The organism is Caulobacter sp. 05L422, assembly GCF_056397765.1.
This window is the reverse complement of the sequence record NZ_JBFTOB010000024.1, coordinates 88,948-108,164: the sequence shown is the minus strand read 5'-3', so window position 1 is coordinate 108,164 and position 19,217 is coordinate 88,948. Positions and strand designations below refer to the sequence as shown.

Below are 19,217 nucleotides of genomic sequence, written 5' to 3'. Positions count from 1 at the left end.
AGGCGTGGAAATGATCATGCCGGGCGATAACGCCGAGCTGGACGTCGAGCTGATCACCCCGATCGCCATGGACCAAGGCCTGCGCTTCGCCATCCGCGAAGGCGGCCGCACCGTCGGCGCCGGCGTCGTGGCCAAGATCGTCGAGTAGTCGATCGATCTCAGCGACTAGCTGATCCAAGCGAAGGCCCCGGAGGAAACTCCGGGGCCTTTTGCTTTGGGGGCTCACCCCTTGCCCCCACCTGACCGCTTCGCGGTCTGTCCGCCCCCATGGGGGGCGGAGGACGCGCCTCTTCCCCCTATGGGGGAAGACGGTCGCGAAGCGACCCGTAGGGGGCAAGCGGTCGCCGCGCGAAAAAGGACCGGAGGTTCCCCTCCGGCCCTTCGTTCCGTCAGGCGAGACGCCCTAGAACCGCGCCTTCACCCCCACATAGAACCGCCGGCCGAGCACGTCGTAGGTCGACGGATCGGTGTTGGCCTGGACGTACGAGCTGAAGTACGGCGGCGATTTGTCGGTGACGTTGGTCACCCCGCCGCGGATCTCGTAGCTGTCGGTGACCCGCCAGGCGCCGCTGAGGTCGAAATAGTCGATGTTGGGCGTGGCGCTGTCCTCGTCGGCATAGTCCTGCATGCCGTCGATGTGGCGCCAGCCCACGCCCAGGTCGACCGCGCCGAGCGTGTAGGTCAGCGAGGTGTTGAGCTTCCACTCGGGGTGGGCGACGGCGGTGTTGCTGACCTGGTCGTTGCCGATCGTGCCCTTCAGCTCGACGAAGTCCTCGCCCGGCAGGCTCTGGATCTGGAAGCTGTCCAGCCAGCTGCCGATCACGTTGACGCGCAGCGAGCCGTACTTGTCGTCCAGCCCGACCGCGCCTAGGCCGAAGGCCCAGTCGACCTGGAAGTCGACGCCCTTGGTCCGGTATTCCGAGAGGTTCAGGTTGACCAGGCTCATCGACGACACCTCGCCGGTGGCGGCGCTGCGCGTGAACAGGCTGCAGTAGTAGTTGCTGGTGCTGGCCGTCGGGTTGGCGCTGGCCGAGTAGCAGTTCTGCAGGGCGTCCTCGGCCGAGATGGTGCCGATCGCGTCCTTGATGTCGATCGAATAGTAGTCGGCCGACAGCGACAGGCGCTGGAACAGCGGGCTGTCGAGGACCGGCGTCCAGACGAAGCCGACGCTGTAGGTGTCGGCGGTCTCTTCATGCAGGTCGCTGTTGCCGCCGACCAGGGCGTCCACCTGGGTGTTGGCGTAGGTGTAGGTGTCGATGATCGCCGCGGGCACGCCCTGGGCCAGGCAGATGGCGCGGGCCGCGGCGGCGTTGGAGCCGGTGCGGACCGAGCTGTCGATCGCGCAGGGGTCCTCGGTGATCGTCTCGTAGCTCTGGTTCTGCGGGGAGTAGAGCTCGCCCAGGCTGGGGGCCCGGACGGCGCGCTGATAGCCGCCGCGCAGGCGGAAGCCGTTGACGATCTCCCAGTCGCCGTCGGCCTTGTAGGCCGAGACGCCGCCGATGGTCTGGTAGTCGGAATAGCGATAGCCGAGGTTGACGTTCAGGGCCTTGATGAACGGCAGGTCCTTCAGCACGGGCACCAGCAGCTCGCCGTAGATCTCCTTGACGTCGGTGGAGGCGTCGATGGCGTCGGCGGCGTTGAAGCCGACCACGTCGCCGGTCGAGAGCAGGCTGTCGGGCACGTACTTGAAGCTGTCGTACTTGTAGTCGGCCCCGAACGCGCCGCGGACCTCGCCGGCCGGCAGGTCGAACAGGCCGCCCTGCAGGTTGGCCTCGACCACGCGCTGCTCGGCCGCCGTCCAGTTCTTGGTCGTGCGCGAGATGTAGCTGGCGCAGGCCGAGGACAGGGCGTTCAGGCCGAACGGGTCGTAGCCGCCGCTGCAGAGGCTGTCGCCGCCGTCGGAAGCGTCGAGCAGGCTCTGGACGGCCGAGTGGCTGATGTTGCCCGACTGGATCTCGTTCTGCTCGGAGCGGCCGTACGACCCATAGACGTCGTAGGTCCAGTCCTTGAAGCCGGTCGCGCCGCGCACGCCGGTGGCCAGTTGGAACACGTTGAAGGTGGTCTCCGACACCCGCGGGCCGACGTCGGTGAAGCGCTTGCGCAGCAGGAAGTCGGCGGAGGGATCGGCCCGGCTGGCCAGCAGGGTCGACAGGTCGTCCGGGATGAACGGGTTGGTCACCGGCACGGTGAAGCCGGTGGTGCTGGCGGCCGGGGAGGCGGCCAGGACGGTGCGGGAGTCGTAGTGCGTGAAGTTGAACGAGCCGTAGGCCTCGGCGTGCGAATTGATCTCGTACTGCGCCTCGCCATAGGCCGAGTAGCGGGTCAGCGGCAGTTGCAGCAGGTTCAGCGCGCCGGTGTTGTAGGTGCCGTTCACCGGGATGGTGGCGTAGTCGGTCGCCGTCGAGCCGGTGTAGTTGACGCCGTTGTAGAACAGCGTGCCGTCGTTGTTGAAGCCGAGGTTGGCGCCGGCCTTCACCGTGCCGGCGGCGATCCCGTACTGGGCGAAGACGGCGTCCATGGCCGCCTGCGTGGGCAGGTTCGTGCCGGTGGCGTCATAGCGGCCGTAGGGCGTGGTCGACGAGGCGCCGGAGACGGCGGCGAAGTCGCGGGCGGCGTTGAACACCTCGCCGCGCTGTGAGTAGCCGAGCGACACGGCGGCATGGCCGCGATCGTCGGCGAACTTGCCGCCGGCGGTGACGCTGACGGCGGTCTCCTTGCCGTCGCCTTCCTGGGTGACGCCGTACTGGGCGTCGACCGCCAGGCCCGTGAAGTTGTGATCCAGCTTGAAGTTGACGACCCCGGCCACGGCGTCCGAGCCGTAGGTGGCCGAGGCGCCGCCGCTGATGATCTCGATGTTCTGGATCAGGGCGCTGGGCAGGATGTTGATGTCGACGCTGCCGTCCGAGTTGGAGGCGACCACGCGGTGGCCGTCCAGCAGCACCAGGGTGCGGGCGGTCCCCAGGCCGCGCAGTTCGATATTGGCCTGGCCGCCGTTCGACGGGTTGTTCGAGGTCGACGACACCGACGGCACGAACTGCGGCATCTGGTTGAGCAGGGTGTCGACGGTGACCGAGCCGGACTTCTGGATGGCGTCCTGGCCAAGGGTGACGATCGGGCTGTTGGAGACGTAGTCGCGTCGGGCGATGCGCGAACCGGTGACCACGATCTCCTCGACGGCCGAGGCGTCGCCGGAGGCGGTCTGGGCGTGGACGGTGAAGGGCGCGCCGGCGATCAGGCAGGCGAGCGCCGACGCGCTCGCGAGGTAGCGAGTTCTAGACATGAAGTATCCCCAAAGGGCCGTCGTGAGAGCGGCGACGGCGATGTCGGCGAAAGGAAATTCGCTTGGGACCTTGGGTATGGGGCGGCTTTTTCCCGAATGTGTGCGGGTGTTCGCTGAGACTTCGCGGTGTTTCAGCTTCGAAGAGTCGGTTTTGCCTCGTCTGTGGATTGTCGCCAGGCTGTCATGGAGGGACCTCCCCGCGTGAGGCTGATCACGGGGCGAGACACAGCGCCGGGGAAGGCGCGGTTTGTTGCGGAACGGACGCGGAAACGGTCGTGGCCGGCGGGCCACAGTGCGTCACGGATCTGTCGTGAGGGGGGCCTCAGGCCGTGGTGACCGGCTCGGACAGATAGGCGTGGATCGCGGCCACCACCTGGGCGCCTTCACCGACCGCCGCCGCCACGCGCTTGACCGAACCGGCCCGCACGTCGCCGATCGCGAACACGCCGGGGCGGCTGGTCTGCAGGGACGGATGGCCCGGCGACAGGTCCTGGCCGGTGCGCACGAAGCCGTGGTTGTCCAGTTCCACCCGGCACTGGGTCAGCCAGGAGGTGTTGGGCGCGGCGCCGATGAACAGGAAGAGGTGGCTGAGCTCGCAGCGATCCTCCTCGCCGGTGTCGAGATCGCGGAAGCGGACCGCGCGCAGCTGACCGTCCTCGCCCTCCAGCTCGACGATCTCGTTGCGGACGACGATCTCGATATTGGGCATGCTCTTGATGCGGTCGATCAGGTAGCGCGACATGCTGGCGTCCAGGCTCTTGCCGCGGATCACCAGCCAGACCTTGGCCACCTGGCTGGCCAGGTAGACCGCCGCCTGGCCCGCCGAATTGCCGGCCCCGACCAGGGCCACTTCCTGGCCCGCGCACAGCTTGGCCTCCAGCGGCGAGGCCCAGTAGTGGACGCTGCTGCCCTCGAACTGGTCCAGATTGGCGACGTCGAGCCGCCGGTAGCGGGCGCCGCTGGCGATCACCACGGTCTTGGCCTGGGTGGTCTCGCCGCTGACCAGCTTCAGGTGATAGCCGCTGAGGCCGTCATCGCCTTCGCAGTCCAGCGTCGCCACCTCGTCGGGGATGGCCAGGTTGGCGCCGAACTTCTGGGCCTGGTTGTAGGCGCGGGCCATCAGGGCCATGCCCGAGACGCCGGTGGGGAAGCCCAGATAGTTCTCGATCCGCGCCGAGGCCCCGGCCTGGCCGCCGAACGCCCGGGTGTCCAGCACCAGCACCGACAGGCCTTCGGAGGCGGCGTAGACGGCGGTGGCCAGGCCCGCCGGCCCGGCCCCGACCACGGCCACGTCGTAGACGTGGCTGGGATCCAGGTCGCCGACCATGCCGATGCAGCGCGCCAGCTCGGCGTTCGACGGATGGCGCAGGATCTGGCCGCCAGGGCAGAGCACGATCGGCAGCTCGGCCTCGTCGATCGAGAACCGCTGGATCAGCACCTTGGCGCAGTCGATCTTGTCGGGGTCCAGGTGCTGGTAGGGATGGCCGTTGCGGCCGAGGAAACCCGACAGCCGGATGACCTCGCCGTCGTTGGTGCGGCCGATGATCACCGGGCCTCCGGCTCCCGTTTCCAGGAGTCCGACGCGACGCAGGATCAGGGCGCGCATGATCCGCTCGCCCAGCTCGGCCTCGGCGATCAGCACCGCGCGCAGGCGATCGGGCTTGATCCGCAGGACTTCCAGGTCGGTCAGGGCCTCGACATCGACCAGCGACGGGCGGTTCGACAGCTGGGCCAGCTCGCCGATGAACTGGCCGGGCTCGTGCTCGACGATCATGTGGCTTTCGTCGTGGGCGTCGCGCCGGCTGATGCGGGCGCGGCCCTCGAGGATCACCATCAGCCCGGGCGAGACCTCGCCGGCCCTGGCCAGCACGGCCCCGGCCTTGGCGTGGGCGATATCGCCGAAGCGGCGGATGCGGTCGATCTCCTCCGGCTTCAAGCTGGGGAACATCTGATCGCGGCGGGTGTCGATGACGGCCATGGCCCTAGAGTGCGTCAGGACGGGCGAGCGGTCATCCTACAACCGCGTCGGATTTGAACGTTCCTGCCGTGATGTGCGCTCTTGGACGCGGGAGCGCCGAAGCAGTAGAGTCCGGGTCATGTCGAAAGCCGCCGTTCAACGTCGCTCCGCCACCCAGTGGCGGGTCGGGGCCGGGTCCGAGACCATCGCCCGCGCCACCCCTCAGGAAGTCGCCGTGGGCCTGTCGTTCGACGGCCGGCCGCACACGGTGCTGATGGCCACGCCGGCCGACGTCGCGGACCTGGCGATGGGCTTCACCGTGACCGAAGCGGTGGCGCGGGCCGAGGATATCCTTGGGATCGAGGTCACCGGCACGGAGCTCGGCATCCTGGCCGACGTGAAGCTCAGGCCCGGCGCGATCCAGCGCAAGGCCCGGCCGCGCACGCTGGAGGGCCGCTCCAGCTGCGGGCTGTGCGGGGTGCAGCGCCTGGCCGACGCCGTGCGGCCGCTGCCCCAGATCGAAGGCGGGGTGAAGATTTCGCACCAGGCGGTGCAGCGTGCGATCGAGGGCCTGGACGGGGCCCAGGCCCTGGGGCGGCTGACCCGCGCCACCCATGCGGCGGCCTTCGCCGACGCGGACGGGGCGCTGGTCCTGATCCGCGAGGACGTCGGCCGTCACAACGCCCTGGACAAGCTGGCCGGCGCCATGGCGGCCGGCGACCACCGGGCCATCGGCGGCTTCGTGCTGGTCACCAGCCGGTGCTCGTTCGAGATGGTCGAGAAGACTGTGCGGATGGGCTGTTCGATCCTGGTGGCGGTGTCGGCGCCGACCGACCTGGCGATCCGCCGGGCCCAGGAGTCGGGCCTGACCCTGGTCGCCCTGGCCCGCGCCGACGGCCACACCGTCTTCACCTATCCCGAGCGCCTGCTCGACACCGTTCCGGAACCCGCGTGATGGCCGACGACTCCAAATCCAACGCGGGCATCCCCGGCATCCACCGCTACGACAACGCCGCCGGCGGCTGGGGCGCGCTGAAGGCGGTGGCTGGTGCGCTAACCGACCAGGAAACGGTGATCGAGGGCGGCAAGACCCTGCTGCGCGCCAACCAGCCCGAGGGCTTCGACTGCCCCGGCTGCGCCTGGCCCGATCCCAAACACACCAGCTCATTCGAGTTCTGCGAGAACGGGGCCAAGGCCGTGGCCTGGGAGGCGACGACCAAGCGCGCCACGCCCGAGACGTTCGCGGCCCACACCGTCACCGAGCTGAAGACCTGGAGCGACCACGCCCTGGAGGACCTGGGCCGGCTGACCCATCCGATGGCCTACGACAAGGCGACGGACCGCTACCTGCCGATCGCCTGGGACGAGGCGTTCGCGCGGACCGCCGACGCCCTGCGCGCGCTGGACCACCCCAACCAGGCCGAGTTCTACGCCTCGGGCCGGGCCTCGAACGAGGCGGCGTTCCTGTTCCAGCTGCTGGGCCGGCGGGTGGGGACCAACAATTTCCCCGACTGCTCGAACATGTGCCACGAGCCGACCAGCGTCGGCCTGCCGGACTCGATCGGCATGGGCAAGGGTTCGGTGACGCTGGAGGACTTCGACCACGCCGACCTGATCCTCAGCTTCGGCCACAACCCCGGCACCAACCATCCGCGGATGATGACAACCCTACGCGACGCCTCCAAGCGCGGCGCGACGATCCTGGCCTTCAATCCGCTGAAGGAGCGGGCGCTGGAGAAGTTCGCCTCGCCGCAGGACCCGGTCGAGATGGCGACCCTGACCTCGACGCCGATCGCCTCGGCCTATTACCAGCTGACCGTCGGCGGCGACGCCCTGGCGGTGCAGGGCATGATGAAGGCCGTGCTGGTCCTGGACGCTGAGAGCCAGGGCACGGTCCTGGACCACGCCTTCATCGCCGAACACACCGAGGGCTTCGAGATGGTGAAGGCCATCGTCGAAGGCCTGAGCTGGGACGAGATCGAGGCGGGCTCGGGCCTGTCGCGGGGCCAGATCGAGGAAGCGGCCCGGGCCTATGCGGCCGCCAAGGCCACGATCCTCTGCTACGGCATGGGCCTGACCCAGCATCGCAGCTCGTCCAGCACCGTGCAGCAGCTGGTCAATCTGCTGCTGCTGAAGGGCAATATCGGCCGGCCGGGGGCGGGGATCTGTCCGCTGCGGGGCCATTCCAACGTGCAGGGCGACCGCACGGTCGGGATCTGGGAGAAGCCCTCGGCGGCCTTCCTGGACTCCATGGACCGGGTGTTCGCCTTCAAGTCGCCGCGCGAGCACGGCCACACGGTGGTCGAGACGATCGCGGCCATGGAAGCGGGCGAGGCCAAGGTGTTCGTCGGACTGGGCGGCAACTTCGCCGTCGCCGCGCCGGACCCGACCCGAACCTTCGCGGCGTTCGAGAAGGTCGGCCTGACCGTCCATGTCGCCACCAAGCTGAACCGCACCCACCTGCTGCATGGCGCGGAAAGCCTGCTGCTGCCGTGCCTCGGGCGCACCGAAATGGACCTGCAGGCCGGTGTGCGCCAGGCGGTGACGGTCGAGGACTCGATGTCGATGGTCCACGCCTCGCGCGGGCTGAACCCTCCGGCCTCGGACCAGCTGAAGTCCGAGCCCGCCATCGTCGCCGGGATCGGCGCGGCCCTGTTCGGACCGGACGACATCGTCGACTGGCCGGGCCTTGCCGCCGATTACGACAGGATCCGCGACCTGATCGAGGCGGTCTTTCCCGAGGCCTTCGCCAATTATAATGAGCGCGTGCGCCAGCCGGGCGGCTTCCGCCTGCCTGTGCCGCCGTCCGACCGGGTGTGGAAGACGCCCAGCGGCAAGGCCCAGTTCCTGGCCCACCGCCATGACGGCCGCGACGCCCGGCGCGGCGATGCCGACGTGCTGCTGCTGACCACCCTGCGCAGCCACGACCAGTACAACACCACGATCTACGGCCAGAACGACCGCTATCGCGGAGTGTTCGGCCGGCGCGACGTGGTCTTCGCCCATCCCGACGACATCGCCGCGCGGGGCCTGAAGGCCGGCGACCGCATCGACCTGACGGCGGCGTTCGACGACACGGGGCGGCGGGCCGTGCGCGGCTTCACCCTGGTGGAGCGGGAGATCCCGCGCGGCTGCCTGGCCGCCTATTATCCCGAGGCCAACGTGCTGGTGGCGCTGGAGGATCACGACCGGCGCAGCGGCACGCCGGCCTACAAGTCGGTTCCGGTCCGGCTGGCCGCCCACGCGGGCTGAAATTTCGCGGCAACCTTTACCCTTTGGTCGCCACCCCATGCCTAAGGTTGCACCGCCGTAGGGGGAGAGTTGTCCGTCGTGGACGCGCGTATCGAAGTCGAGGCCGTAAAGGTCGCCGAGCTGGAGGAGGGCGAGCGCACGCTCTGGCGCGCCCTGCGCGCGGCCCATCAGCATCTGGGCAGTCCCTATTTCGACCTGCGCTATGTCGAGGCGGCCGAACGCGTCTCGCCCGAGGGCGGGGTCGGGGTGATCCGGCGTGGCGGACGGGTCGTCGGCTTCTTCCCGTTCCAGCGACGCGGCAGGGCGCTGCAGCCGCTGGGCGCGCCGATGAGCGACTTCCACGGCCTGATCGCCGATCCCGCCGAGGGCTTGGACCTGGGGCAGGTCGTGCGGGCCCTGGGCGGACGCCGCCTGCGGGTCAGCGGGCTGGTCGGCGCGCCGGTCCAGCCGGGCCTGCAGGCTCGCCGCGCGATGATCGCCGATCTCTCGAACGGCTTCGAGGCCTATCAGGCCGGACGGGCCTCGGCCTTCCTGAAGGACAAGCGCCGGCGGATGCGGGCGCTGGAGCGCGATCACGGCGCGGTGCGGTTCGACTTCGATCGACCCTCGCCGGCGCTGCTGGCGCGGGTGATCTCCGAGAAGCGCGCCCAGATCCGCCGCACGCACCAGCACGACATCTTCGCCTGCGGTTGGACGACCCGTCTGCTGCACGACCTGGACACCGTGGCCGATGCCGATTTCGGCCTGCGCCTAGCGGTGCTGCGGGCCGGCGACGTGGTGGTGGCCGCCGAGCTGGGCCTGACCAGCGGCGACCGGCATCACCTGTGGTTTCCGATCTACGACCCCGACTACGCGCGCTATTCGCCCGGGGCGCTGATGACCCTGGAGACCCTGCGGGTCTGCGCCGAACGCGGGATCGTCCGCGTCGATTTCGGTCCCAGCGAAGAGGCCTACAAGGAAGACTTCGCCGATCCCGCCGAGCCGGCCCTGGAAGGGCTGATCACGCCGCATGCGCCTTTGGTGGCCCGCGTGGCCGACCTGCCCGGCGGCCGCCGGATCGCGGCGGCCGGAACCCGGTTGAGCCGACGCTTCGACCGCATCGCCGCCTGCGAACCCGGCCTGGCCGGCCAGATCAAGGGCGCCTCGTACTTGGTCGCGGGCCTGACCGTTCGCCATCGCCGCCTTACCGGAACCGTGGGCGCGGGACTGGGGCTCGGCCTGGGCCTCGGGCTCGGCCTGGCCCTGCTCGCCGAATGAAGGAGCCTGTCATGTCCAGCCTCATCGCCGACTGGTCGGCCGACCAGAAGTCCGCCTTCGGCAAGACGCCGATCACCTTCCGCCATGGCCTGGCCGAGACCGGCCTGTTCGACGACGAGCCCCTGGCGCGCCTGCTCGACGCCTATCCGGCCGAGCTCTACGACATCAACCTGTTCGATTTCGACGACGAGGGCCAGGCCACCATGCGCACCGGCGCGCGCGGCCGTCTGCCGGGGCGCGAGGTGCTGGAAGGGGTCAAGCAGGGCCGGATCTGGGTGCAACTGCGCCGGGCCGAGGCCTGGTATCCCGAACTGGGTGTCCTGATCGCCAAGGCCTTCGCCGAGATCAGCCGCCAGGCGCCGGGCTTCAAGCCGGTCCAACTGAACGGCCAGCTGATCATGTCGGCCCCGCAGGCCAAGGTGCCGTTCCACGCCGACGCGCCGGGCGTGGCGCTGTTCCACATCCGCGGCCGCAAGCGGATCTGGATCTATCCGAACGACGAGGCGCACATGCCCCAGCAGGGCATGGAGAACATCGCGCTCAAGCAACAGACCGAGGACCTGCCGTACCACCGGGCGATGGACGCCCAGGCCCAGGTCTTCGACCTGGAGCCCGGCATGGCCGTTGCCTGGCCGCTGCACGCCCCGCACCGGATCGAGAACCAGGGCACGTTCAACGTCTCGCTGTCGGTGGACTACCAGACCTGGGGCTCGCGCCTGACCAATGGCGCACACTACGCCAACGGCGTGCTGCGCCGCTGGGGCGCGCCGGTCGCGCCGATGCGCAAGACGCCCATGGCGGCGCGCGCCGGGCTGTGGGCGGCGTCCCTGGCGATGAAGCGCGTCGGCTTGGTCGAGGACCGCATCAAGGGCTTCGAACGCAGCTTCGAACTGGGCGACGCCAAGGCTTGAGCCGGCGCCGCTTGGATTGCGGCCCAATCATGACAAGCGGGTCATGACCTCGAATTAAGTCGTTTCTCGATAAACGCCCGGCTAGCTTTCCCTCAACAACGCTTTTGTTTCGAGGGAACAACCGATGCGCGCTCTTCTGCTTCTGGCGACCGCCGCCGCCGCTCTGGGTTTCGCCGGCGCTGCTTGCGCCGACCCGTCCGTCAAGTTCAAGGACGCCGTGGCCCGGGTCGAGGTGATCCCCGAGGCGCGGTCCGACGTGAAGGTCGAATTCCTGACCACCAACCAGAGCCTGCCGCTGAGCATCCGCCAGAACGGCTCGAACGTGACGGTCGACGGTGGGCTGAAGATGAACCGCATCAACGGCTGCAACACGGTGATGGGCAAGCGCGTGGTCCATGTGCGCGGCGTCGGCGACGTGAAGTGGGAAGACATCCCGCAGGTCGTGGTCCGGGTGCCGATGGATGCCCAGGTCGCCGCCGCCGGCGCGGTGTTCGGCAATGTCGGTCGCAGCGAGCACCTGGAGCTGTCCAACGCCGGCTGCGGGGATTGGACCGTCGCCAACGTCCGGGGCAAGTTCGAGCTGAACCAGGCCGGTTCGGGCGACACCAAGGCCGGCAGCGCCGGCTCGGCCGAGATCAACATCGCCGGCTCCGGCGACGTGAAGACCCAGAGCATCGGCGGCGACCTGGAGATCAACATCGCCGGTTCGGGCGGGGTGACCGCCGCCAGCGTCAACGGCAAGCTCGAAGCCAACATCGCCGGCTCCGGCGACGTCACCGTCAGCGGCGGCCGCTCGCGTTCGGTCGAGGTCAGCGTCATGGGCTCGGGCGACGTCGACTTCGGCGGCGAGGCCGACGCGGTCGAGATCTCGGTGGCCGGCTCGGGCGACGTTCGCATCGCCAAGGCCAACGGTCCCGTGCACAAGTCGGTCGCCGGCTCGGGCGACGTGATCATCGGCCGCTAGTCGCCAACTTTCCTGAAGATTGTCGCCCCGGTCTCTTCGCGGAGATCGGGGCGAGCAATATGTGGGACACCTTCCCACGTTGTGATTTCCCTCGCGCCGACTAGACTGCCGGCAAGTTCATAGAGGGAAGCGGCATGACTCTGCGAGCCTTGGCTCTGATCGGCGCCCTTGCGCTGCCCGTCGCTTCACAGGCCGCCGCGCCCAAGCCGCTCTATCGCGATCCGGTCACCGACGGCGCCGCCGATGTCTCGATCGTGTTCGACAAGGCCCATCGCCAATGGGTGATGTTCTACACCAACCGCCGCGCCACCTTTAAAGCGCCCGATCCCAAGGACGTCGCCTGGGTCCACGCCACGCCGATCGGCATGGCGACCTCCAAGGACGGCATGGCCTGGACCTACAAGGGCGAGGCGAAGATCCCCGCTGAATGCACCGGCGAGACCCTGTGGGCCCCGGAGCTCTATGCCGAGGGCGGCGTCTATCATCTGTGGCTGACCGTCGTGCCGGGCGTCTTCCACCGCTGGGGCGAGAAGGGCGCGACCGCTCGCCTCGTCCATCTGACCAGCAAGGACCTGAAGGCCTGGACCTGCGGCGACACGCCGGACCTGGGCTCGGACCGGGTGATCGACGCCAGCGTGGTCAAGATCGGGAGCCGCTACCGGCTCTGGTACAAGGATGAGCGCAGGGGCAGCCGGATCATGGCCGTCGAAAGTCCCGACCTGGTCCATTGGAAACAGGTCGGCGACAAGCCCGTGGTCGACATGGCCGCCGAGGGGCCCAAGGTGTTCCGCTTCAAGGGCGCCTGGTGGATGATCGCCGACGCCTGGAAAGGCCTGATCGTCCTGCGCTCCGACGACGCCGAGACCTGGACCCTGCAGTCGAGCCGGCTGCTCGAGCAGCCGGGAACGCAAGCTACCGACACCGCCAAGGGTCAGCACCCGGACGTGGTGGTCAGCGGGGGCAGGGCGTTCCTCTACTACTTCGTCCACCAGTCCAACGAGCCGGAGGCCAAGGCCGACCCGTACTGGGGCCAGCGGACCGTGGTGCAGGTGGCGGAGCTGAAGGAGGCGGGCGGTGTGCTGTCGGTCGACCGCGAGGCGCCGGTGGAGGGCGGGCTGACCGCGCCGAGGTGAGGCGGGTTCGCCGAACCACGCTCACGCTGCATATATATAAAGTGAAACGCCCCGGAGCCTGAGCTCCGGGGCGTTCCTTTAGTCCGCTATAGGGCGAACGGGTCCGATTTAGCGGACGCCGAAGCCGAACAGGGTGTCGGCGTCGATCAGGTCGGCGCCCGAACGGTCGCGGGTCTTCAGGCTGCCGCCGAAGGTGTAGCGGAAGCCAACCTTCACGGCTTCGGCGTTCAGGTCGGCCAGGTCCTTGGACTCGGTGTGGGTGTACTTGCCGAAGGTCGACCAGCCGGTGTTGGCGAACTTGTATTCGCCGCCGACGTTGACGTCCCAGATGTCGGCGTTCAGGCCGGCGTCGCCGTCCAGGTTCGAGTAGCCGGCGCCGGCGTCCAGACGGAAGTCGTCCGAAACGAAGTAGCGGGCTTCGCCGCGGACGGCCCACAGGTCGGCGTCCAGGTCGTTCGACTGGCCGTAGGCGGCCAGGCCGGTCAGGGTGACCTTGTCGAAGTACTTGGAGGCTTCGGCGCCGACGGCCCACAGGGTGTCGTTCGACGGACGCGACAGGGCGGCGAAGCCGCCGACGCGGACGGTGTCGCCGGCGACCAGGGTCGTGGCGTGGGCGGCGGTCGAAGCGACGGTTTCGTCGCTCAGGTCGTTATCGCTGACCGAGACGTTGCCGTTCAGGGTCACGGTCCAGGCGCCGGTCGGGATGGCGACGTTGCCGTCGACCTTCACCGAGGTGCCATCGGCGTCGAGGCCGGTGGCCTTCACGTCGTTGTAGTTCACGGCGGCGCCGATCGAGCCGACGTTCTGGGCGAAGGCGGGAGCCGAGACGGCCAGCGCCAGGACGGCGGCGGCGGCAAAGAGTTGGGTCTTCATAGTGGGTAATCCCCTTACTGTGTGGCCTCGATCGGCGGGCGGTCGTTTTGGGGAGGGCCGCTCGTCCGTCGAGGCGGCGGATTTATGGAGCTTCGCCCAGGGTCACAAGACCAGCTTGACCGGTCATCGGCGAAATGATGCAGTTTTATGACACTTGCGGAAACGCCTGGAGATTCCTATCGCGTGCGCCCGCACGTTCATGCCCTACAGTCGGGCCTAGAAAGGCATGTTTCATCGATCGACGGTTTATCGCGCCGCAATCGGGTCCTTTATATTAAGGCGGCGCGCCAGGCCGTCGGCCGAGCTTCGGGAGCGTGGCTGGACGACCGTCTTGACCGGTCCGGAACATGCGAACGGGCGAAGGGAAGGGGGCTTTCGTCGTCTTCGAAACAGGCTCTGGAACCGCTTGACGAAAACGATTCTGGCACGTAAAAGCCCCCTTCTGTTGGACCGGCTGTGAGCTTTCGGGCTTAAACGCGGTTCGCGAACGACTGCCGATCGGGTCCTTTAGGGCTCGGTTTTCAGTCACCGGCCCTAGCGGGTGACCGCCGGGGCCTATTTGTTTTGCGGACGCTGCGTTCGGAGTCTCCCCCGGGAGGATCCGAGTTGGTCTTTGAAATGGTTCGAGACGCGGGCGCAGCCCACTAGGAAACCGAGCGATATGGATCGTCAGAACATCCGCATCCGGCTCAAGGCCTTCGATCACCGCGTGTTGGATCATTCCACGCGCGAGATCGTGAACACGGCCAAGCGCACGGGTGCGACGGTACGGGGCCCGATCCCCCTGCCCACGCTTATCGAGAAATTCACGGTCAACCGCTCGCCGCACGTCGACAAGAAGTCGCGCGAGCAGTTCGAGATCCGCACGCACAAGCGCGTCCTCGACATCGTTGATCCGACTCCGCAGACCGTGGACGCGCTGATGAAGCTCGACCTGTCGGCCGGCGTCGACGTCGAAATCAAGCTGTAAGGAGGGCCGAACAGATGACTCTCCCCGCTAATCGTACTGGCGTGATCGCCAAGAAGCTGGGCATGACCCGCTTCTTCGATGAAACCGGACAGCACGTCCCGGTCACCGTCCTGTCGCTGGATGGTTGCCAGGTCACGGCTCAGCGCACCGTTGAGAAGGATGGCTACACCGCCCTCCAGCTCGGCGCCGGCGCCAAGAAGCCGAAGAACACCCCGAACGCCATGCGCGGTCACTTCGCCAAGAACTCGGTCGAGCCCAAGCGGATCGTCGCCGAATTCCGCGTCGATGAAGCTGCTCTGATCGAAGTGGGCGCGGAATTCACCGCCGACCACTACGTCGCCGGCCAGAAGGTCGACATCCAGGGCATCACCGTCGGTAAGGGTTTTGCCGGCGCCATGAAGCGCTGGAACTTCGGCGGTCTGCGCGCCACCCACGGCGTCTCGGTCTCGCACCGTTCGCACGGCTCGACGGGCAACCGCCAAGATCCGGGCCGTACGTTCCCGGGCAAGAAGATGGCCGGTCACCTGGGTCAGGAAACCGTCACCACCCTGAACGTCACCGTTTGGAAAGTGGATGTCGAGCGCGGCCTGATCCTGGTCAAGGGCGCCGTCCCCGGCTCGGAAGGCTCGTACGTCAAGGTTCGCGACGCGATCAAGAAGGCCGCTCCGGCCGACCTGCCGCGTCCGGGCGCCTTCCGCAAGGCTGGCGAGGCTCCGGCCGCCGCCGCTGAAACCCCCGCTGAGGAAGCCCCCGCGGCGACGACCGAAGAGGGCGAAGGCTAATGAAACTCGACGTCATCAAACTGGACGGCGGCAAGGCCGGCTCCGTTGATCTCGACGACGCCATCTTTGGCATCGCCGACATCCGCGGCGACATCCTGCAGCGCGTCGTCACCTGGCAGCTGGCCAAGCGCCGCTCCGGGAACCACAAGATTCAGGTCCGCAACGAGGTCTCTCGTACGGGCAAGAAGATGTACAAGCAAAAGGGCACCGGCTCGGCTCGTCACGGTTCGCGCCGTGCGGCTCAGTTCGTCGGCGGCGCCAAGGCCCACGGCCCTGTCGTCCGTAGCCACGCGTTCGATCTTCCCAAGAAGATCCGCGCCATGGCTCTGCGCCACGCTCTGTCCTCGAAGGCCAAGGCCGGCTCGATCATCGTGCTGGACAACGCCGTTCTGACCGACCCGAAGACGGCCGCCCTGCGCGCCACCTTCGACAAGATCGGCCTGAAGAACGCGCTGGTCATCGCGGGTCCGGAAGTGGACGGCAACTTCAAGCTCGCCGCCCGCAACATTCCGAACATCGACGTGCTGCCGAACGCCGGCCTGAACGTCTATGACGTGCTGCGTCGCCACACCCTGGTCCTCACGAAGGACGCGGTGGAAGCGATCTCGGCCCGTTTCGCTGAGAAGGAAGCCGCCTGATGGCCGCAACCGCCCGCCACTACGACACGATCCTGTCGCCGGTGATCACCGAGAAGGCCACCCTGCTCAGCGAGCAGAACAAGGTTGTCTTCCGCGTGTCCGCCGATGCGTCGAAGGACGAAATCGCCGCCGCAGTCGAAGAGCTGTTCAAGGTCAAGGTCACCAAGGTCAACACCCTGGTCACCAAGGGCAAGACCAAGCGCTTCCGTGGCATCATCGGACGCCGTTCCGATGTCAAAAAAGCCATCGTGACCCTGGCCGAAGGCCAGTCGATCGACATCACGACGGGGCTCTAATCAGATGGCCTTGAAGCACTTTAACCCGACCAGCCCCGGCCAGCGCGGCCTGGTGCTGATCGACCGCAGCGAGCTCCACAAGGGCCGCCCGGAAAAGAAGCTGGTCGAAGGTCTGACCAAGTCGGGCGGTCGTGGCGGCAATGGCCGTATCGCGGTCCGTTTCCGCGGCGGCGGCGCCAAGCGCCTGTACCGTCTGGTCGACTTCAAGCGTCGTAAGCAAGGCACGGCTACCGTCGTCCGCCTCGAGTACGATCCGAACCGCACCGCGTTCATCGCCCTGATCAAGTATCAGGACGGCGAACTGGCCTATATCCTGGCCCCGCAACGCCTGAAGGCCGGCGACGAAGTCGTCACCGCCGACAAGGTCGACGTGAAGCCGGGCAACACCTCGCCGCTGCGGACCATGCCGATCGGCACGATCATCCACAACGTCGAGCTGAAGCCTGCCAAGGGCGGCCAGATCGCCCGTTCGGCCGGCGCCTACGCTCAGCTGGTCGGTCGTGACGCCGGTTACGCTCAGATCCGCCTGAACTCGGGCGAGCTGCGCATGGTGCTCGACACCTGCCTGGCCACCGTCGGCGCCGTGTCGAACCCGGACCACATGAACGAAAACCTCGGCAAGGCCGGGCGCGTTCGTCACATGGGCCGTCGTCCTCACGTCCGCGGCGTCGCCATGAACCCGGTCGACCACCCCCACGGTGGTGGTGAAGGTCGTACCTCGGGCGGCCGTCACCCGGTGACCCCGGCTGGTAAGCCGACCAAGGGCGCCAAGACCCGCGTCAACAAGGCCACGGATAAGTTCATCATCCGTTCGCGCCACAAAGCGAAAAAGGGCCGCTAAGCCATGACCCGCTCCGTCTGGAAAGGCCCGTTCGTCGACGGGTACCTCCTGAAGAAGGCCGACGCCGCGCTGGCGTCGGGCCGCAAGGACGTCATCAAGACCTGGTCGCGTCGTTCGACCATCATGCCGCAGTTCGTCGGCCTGGTGTTCGGCGTGCACAACGGTCAAAAGCACGTTCCCGTCTCCGTGTCGGAAGACATGGTCGGCATGAAGTTCGGTGAGTTCGCTCCCACCCGCAACTTCCCCGGCCACGCCGCCGACAAGAAGGCGAAGAGGAAGTAGGCCATGAGCCAAGCTAAACAACCTCGCCGCCTGCCGGCCAACGAAGCGATGTGCAAGGTTCGCACCTTGCGCACCAGCGCCCGCAAGCTGAACCTGGTCGCTCAGTCCATCCGTGGCCTGAACGTCCAGCGCGCTCTGAACGAGCTCGAATTCAGCCACAAGCGCATCGCTCAGGACGTCCGCAAGGCGCTGTATTCGGCGATCTCCAACGCCGAGAACAACCACAACCTCGACATCGACTCGCTGGTCGTCGCCGAGGCCTATGTGGGCAAGAACCTGGTGATGAAGCGCTTCTCGCCCCGCGCCCGCGGCCGTGCGACGCGCGTTGAAAAGCCGTTCTCCGAGATCACCATCGTGGTCCGCGAACTGGGTGAGGCCGCCTGATGGGTCAGAAAGTCAATCCGGTCGGGCTGCGGCTCGGCGTAAACCGTACCTGGGACAGCCGTTGGTTCGCCGACGGCGAACAGTACGGCAAGCTCCTGCACCAGGACCTCGCGGTCCGTGCGATGCTGAAGAAGCGCCTGTATCAAGCCGGCGTCTCGCGCATCATCATCGAGCGTCCGCACAAGAAGTGCCGCGTCACGATCTATGCCGCCCGTCCGGGCGTCATCATCGGCAAGAAGGGCGCTGACATCGACAAGCTCCGCAAGGACCTGTCGGTGATGACGGAAGGCGAAGTTCACCTGAACATCGTCGAAATCCGTAAGCCCGAAACCGATGCGCAGCTGGTGGCCGAGTCCATCGCCCAGCAGCTCGAGCGTCGTATCGCTTTCCGTCGCGCCATGAAGCGGTCGATCCAATCGGCCGTCCGTCTCGGCGCCAAGGGCATCCGCATCAACGTGTCGGGCCGCCTCGGCGGCGCGGAAATCGCGCGTATGGAATGGTATCGCGAAGGTCGCGTGCCGCTTCACACGCTGCGCGCCGACATCGACTACGGTTTCGCGGAAGCCAAGACCACCTACGGCATCATCGGCGTGAAGACCTGGATCTTCAAAGGCGAAGTGCTGGAGCATGACCCGATGGCGCTCGACAAGCGTCTCGCCACTGAATCCGGCCCGGCCGGCGAAGGTGGTGGGCGCGAGCGCGGCGATCGTCCCGACCGGGGCGACCGCGGCCGTCGCGATCGGGGCTAAGGATAGAGCGCTATGCTGTCACCGAAAAAAACCAAGTATCGCAAGCAGTTCAAGGGCCGTATCCACGGCACCTCGAAGGGCGGCACCCTGCTGAACTTCGGTTCGTACGGCCTGAAGGCCGTCGAGCCTGAGCGCATCACGGCTCGCCAGATCGAAGCTGCTCGTCGCGCCATCACCCGCCAGATGAAGCGTCAAGGCCGCGTCTGGATCCGCATCTTCCCGGACGTGCCGGTCACCGGCAAGCCGGCTGAAGTCCGGATGGGTAAGGGCAAGGGCGCCGTGGACCACTGGGCCGCTCGCGTGGCTCCGGGCCGCATCATGTTCGAAATCGACGGCGTGCCGGACGATATCGCGCGCGAAGCCCTGCGTCTCGGCGCTGCCAAGCTGCCGATCCGTACCCGCGTCGTCACCCGCATCGACGCCGGTGCGGCTCTGGAGGCCGAAGCGGCATGACCAAGATCCAAGACATCCGGGGCATGACTCCCGACCAACTCGCCGAGCAACTGCTCAACCTGAAAAAAGAGCAGTTCAACCTGCGCTTCCAGGCGGCGACCGGTCAGGTGGAAAAGACCCACCGCGTTGGCGAGATCCGCAAGGAAATCGCCCGCATCAAGACCGTGCTGCGCGCCAAGGCCGCGGCTTAAGGAG

At 67.5% G+C, this 19,217-nt stretch carries 20 protein-coding genes and 1 pseudogene; 18 read left to right on the top strand and 3 right to left on the bottom strand.

Going from position 1 to position 19,217, the window contains the following annotated elements:
* On the top strand, window positions 1-148 hold a 148-nt coding region (locus tag AC1DMQ_RS21330; protein WP_477032717.1), incomplete at its 5' end, for an EF-Tu C-terminal domain-related protein.
* Window positions 149-403: 255 nt separating this feature from the next.
* Here AC1DMQ_RS21330 and AC1DMQ_RS21325 read toward each other — a convergent pair.
* Entirely contained in the window at window positions 404-3,280 is a 2,877-nt protein-coding gene (locus AC1DMQ_RS21325) for a TonB-dependent receptor domain-containing protein (protein ID WP_477035536.1), read from the bottom strand.
* Window positions 3,281-3,602: 322 nt separating this feature from the next.
* Window positions 3,603-5,258, bottom strand: coding sequence for an FAD-dependent oxidoreductase (locus AC1DMQ_RS21320; RefSeq protein WP_477035535.1), 1,656 nt, complete (start codon window positions 5,256-5,258; stop codon window positions 3,603-3,605).
* A 118-nt stretch (window positions 5,259-5,376) separates the two neighbouring features.
* On the opposite strand from AC1DMQ_RS21320, the gene fdhD reads away from it, so the two are divergent.
* From fdhD to AC1DMQ_RS21290, 6 genes are all read left to right on the top strand, one after another.
* The gene (gene fdhD / locus AC1DMQ_RS21315; RefSeq protein WP_477035534.1) at window positions 5,377-6,192 is read left to right on the top strand and encodes a formate dehydrogenase accessory sulfurtransferase FdhD; all 816 of its coding nucleotides are present in this window, start codon (window positions 5,377-5,379) and stop codon (window positions 6,190-6,192) included.
* The gene (locus AC1DMQ_RS21310) at window positions 6,192-8,489 is read left to right on the top strand and encodes an FdhF/YdeP family oxidoreductase (protein WP_477035533.1); all 2,298 of its coding nucleotides are present in this window, start codon (window positions 6,192-6,194) and stop codon (window positions 8,487-8,489) included. The genes fdhD and AC1DMQ_RS21310 overlap by 1 nt, the downstream gene beginning before the upstream one ends.
* 78 nt (window positions 8,490-8,567) lie before the next feature.
* Entirely contained in the window at window positions 8,568-9,746 is a 1,179-nt protein-coding gene (locus AC1DMQ_RS21305) for a GNAT family N-acetyltransferase (RefSeq protein WP_477035532.1), read from the top strand.
* 11 nt (window positions 9,747-9,757) lie between these two features.
* Window positions 9,758-10,657 (top strand): transcriptional regulator, encoded by a 900-nt coding sequence (locus AC1DMQ_RS21300; protein WP_477035531.1) that lies wholly within the window; start codon window positions 9,758-9,760, stop codon window positions 10,655-10,657.
* A 124-nt stretch (window positions 10,658-10,781) separates the two neighbouring features.
* Window positions 10,782-11,621, top strand: a complete 840-nt coding sequence (locus AC1DMQ_RS21295; protein ID WP_477035530.1) for a GIN domain-containing protein — start codon at window positions 10,782-10,784, stop codon at window positions 11,619-11,621.
* 134 nt (window positions 11,622-11,755) lie between these two features.
* Window positions 11,756-12,754: a glycoside hydrolase family 43 gene (locus AC1DMQ_RS21290; RefSeq protein WP_477035529.1), complete on the top strand. Its 999-nt coding sequence runs from the start codon at window positions 11,756-11,758 to the stop codon at window positions 12,752-12,754.
* 108 nt (window positions 12,755-12,862) lie between these two features.
* Here AC1DMQ_RS21290 and AC1DMQ_RS21285 read toward each other — a convergent pair whose 3' ends face one another.
* Window positions 12,863-13,627, bottom strand: a complete 765-nt coding sequence (locus AC1DMQ_RS21285; RefSeq protein WP_477035528.1) for a hypothetical protein — start codon at window positions 13,625-13,627, stop codon at window positions 12,863-12,865.
* Between the two features lie 551 nt (window positions 13,628-14,178).
* Between AC1DMQ_RS21285 and AC1DMQ_RS21280 the strand changes: the two are divergent.
* The 11 genes and pseudogenes from AC1DMQ_RS21280 to rpmC all read left to right on the top strand — a co-directional run.
* Window positions 14,179-14,275, top strand: a pseudogene (locus AC1DMQ_RS21280) (hypothetical protein); the annotation flags it as partial.
* A gap of 13 nt (window positions 14,276-14,288) precedes the next feature.
* Window positions 14,289-14,597, top strand: a complete 309-nt coding sequence (rpsJ, locus tag AC1DMQ_RS21275; RefSeq protein WP_004616952.1) for a 30S ribosomal protein S10 — start codon at window positions 14,289-14,291, stop codon at window positions 14,595-14,597.
* Window positions 14,598-14,611: 14 nt separating this feature from the next.
* On the top strand, window positions 14,612-15,379 hold the full coding sequence (gene rplC / locus AC1DMQ_RS21270; RefSeq protein WP_028041113.1) for a 50S ribosomal protein L3: 768 nt from the start codon (window positions 14,612-14,614) through the stop codon (window positions 15,377-15,379).
* Window positions 15,379-16,017: a 50S ribosomal protein L4 gene (rplD, locus tag AC1DMQ_RS21265; protein WP_477035527.1), complete on the top strand. Its 639-nt coding sequence runs from the start codon at window positions 15,379-15,381 to the stop codon at window positions 16,015-16,017. Before rplC ends, rplD begins: the two co-directional genes overlap by 1 nt.
* Window positions 16,017-16,313, top strand: a complete 297-nt coding sequence (locus tag AC1DMQ_RS21260; RefSeq protein ID WP_007662755.1) for a 50S ribosomal protein L23 — start codon at window positions 16,017-16,019, stop codon at window positions 16,311-16,313. Before rplD ends, AC1DMQ_RS21260 begins: the two co-directional genes overlap by 1 nt.
* A gap of 4 nt (window positions 16,314-16,317) precedes the next feature.
* Window positions 16,318-17,154 (top strand): 50S ribosomal protein L2, encoded by an 837-nt coding sequence (gene rplB, locus AC1DMQ_RS21255; protein WP_477035526.1) that lies wholly within the window; start codon window positions 16,318-16,320, stop codon window positions 17,152-17,154.
* Window positions 17,155-17,157: 3 nt separating this feature from the next.
* Window positions 17,158-17,436, top strand: a complete 279-nt coding sequence (gene rpsS, locus AC1DMQ_RS21250) for a 30S ribosomal protein S19 (protein ID WP_012285669.1) — start codon at window positions 17,158-17,160, stop codon at window positions 17,434-17,436.
* A 3-nt stretch (window positions 17,437-17,439) separates the two neighbouring features.
* Window positions 17,440-17,820 carry a 50S ribosomal protein L22 gene (gene rplV / locus AC1DMQ_RS21245; protein ID WP_012285670.1) on the top strand — a complete coding sequence of 127 codons (381 nt, stop codon included), beginning with the start codon at window positions 17,440-17,442 and terminating at the stop codon, window positions 17,818-17,820.
* Entirely contained in the window at window positions 17,820-18,569 is a 750-nt protein-coding gene (gene rpsC / locus AC1DMQ_RS21240) for a 30S ribosomal protein S3 (RefSeq protein ID WP_028041108.1), read from the top strand. Before rplV ends, rpsC begins: the two co-directional genes overlap by 1 nt.
* A 12-nt stretch (window positions 18,570-18,581) precedes the next feature.
* Complete coding sequence (rplP, locus tag AC1DMQ_RS21235) at window positions 18,582-19,022, top strand: 50S ribosomal protein L16 (RefSeq protein WP_012285672.1); 441 nt, start codon at window positions 18,582-18,584, stop codon at window positions 19,020-19,022.
* Window positions 19,019-19,213: a 50S ribosomal protein L29 gene (gene rpmC / locus AC1DMQ_RS21230; RefSeq protein WP_012285673.1), complete on the top strand. Its 195-nt coding sequence runs from the start codon at window positions 19,019-19,021 to the stop codon at window positions 19,211-19,213. Before rplP ends, rpmC begins: the two co-directional genes overlap by 4 nt.
* Window positions 19,214-19,217 lie beyond the last annotated feature (4 nt).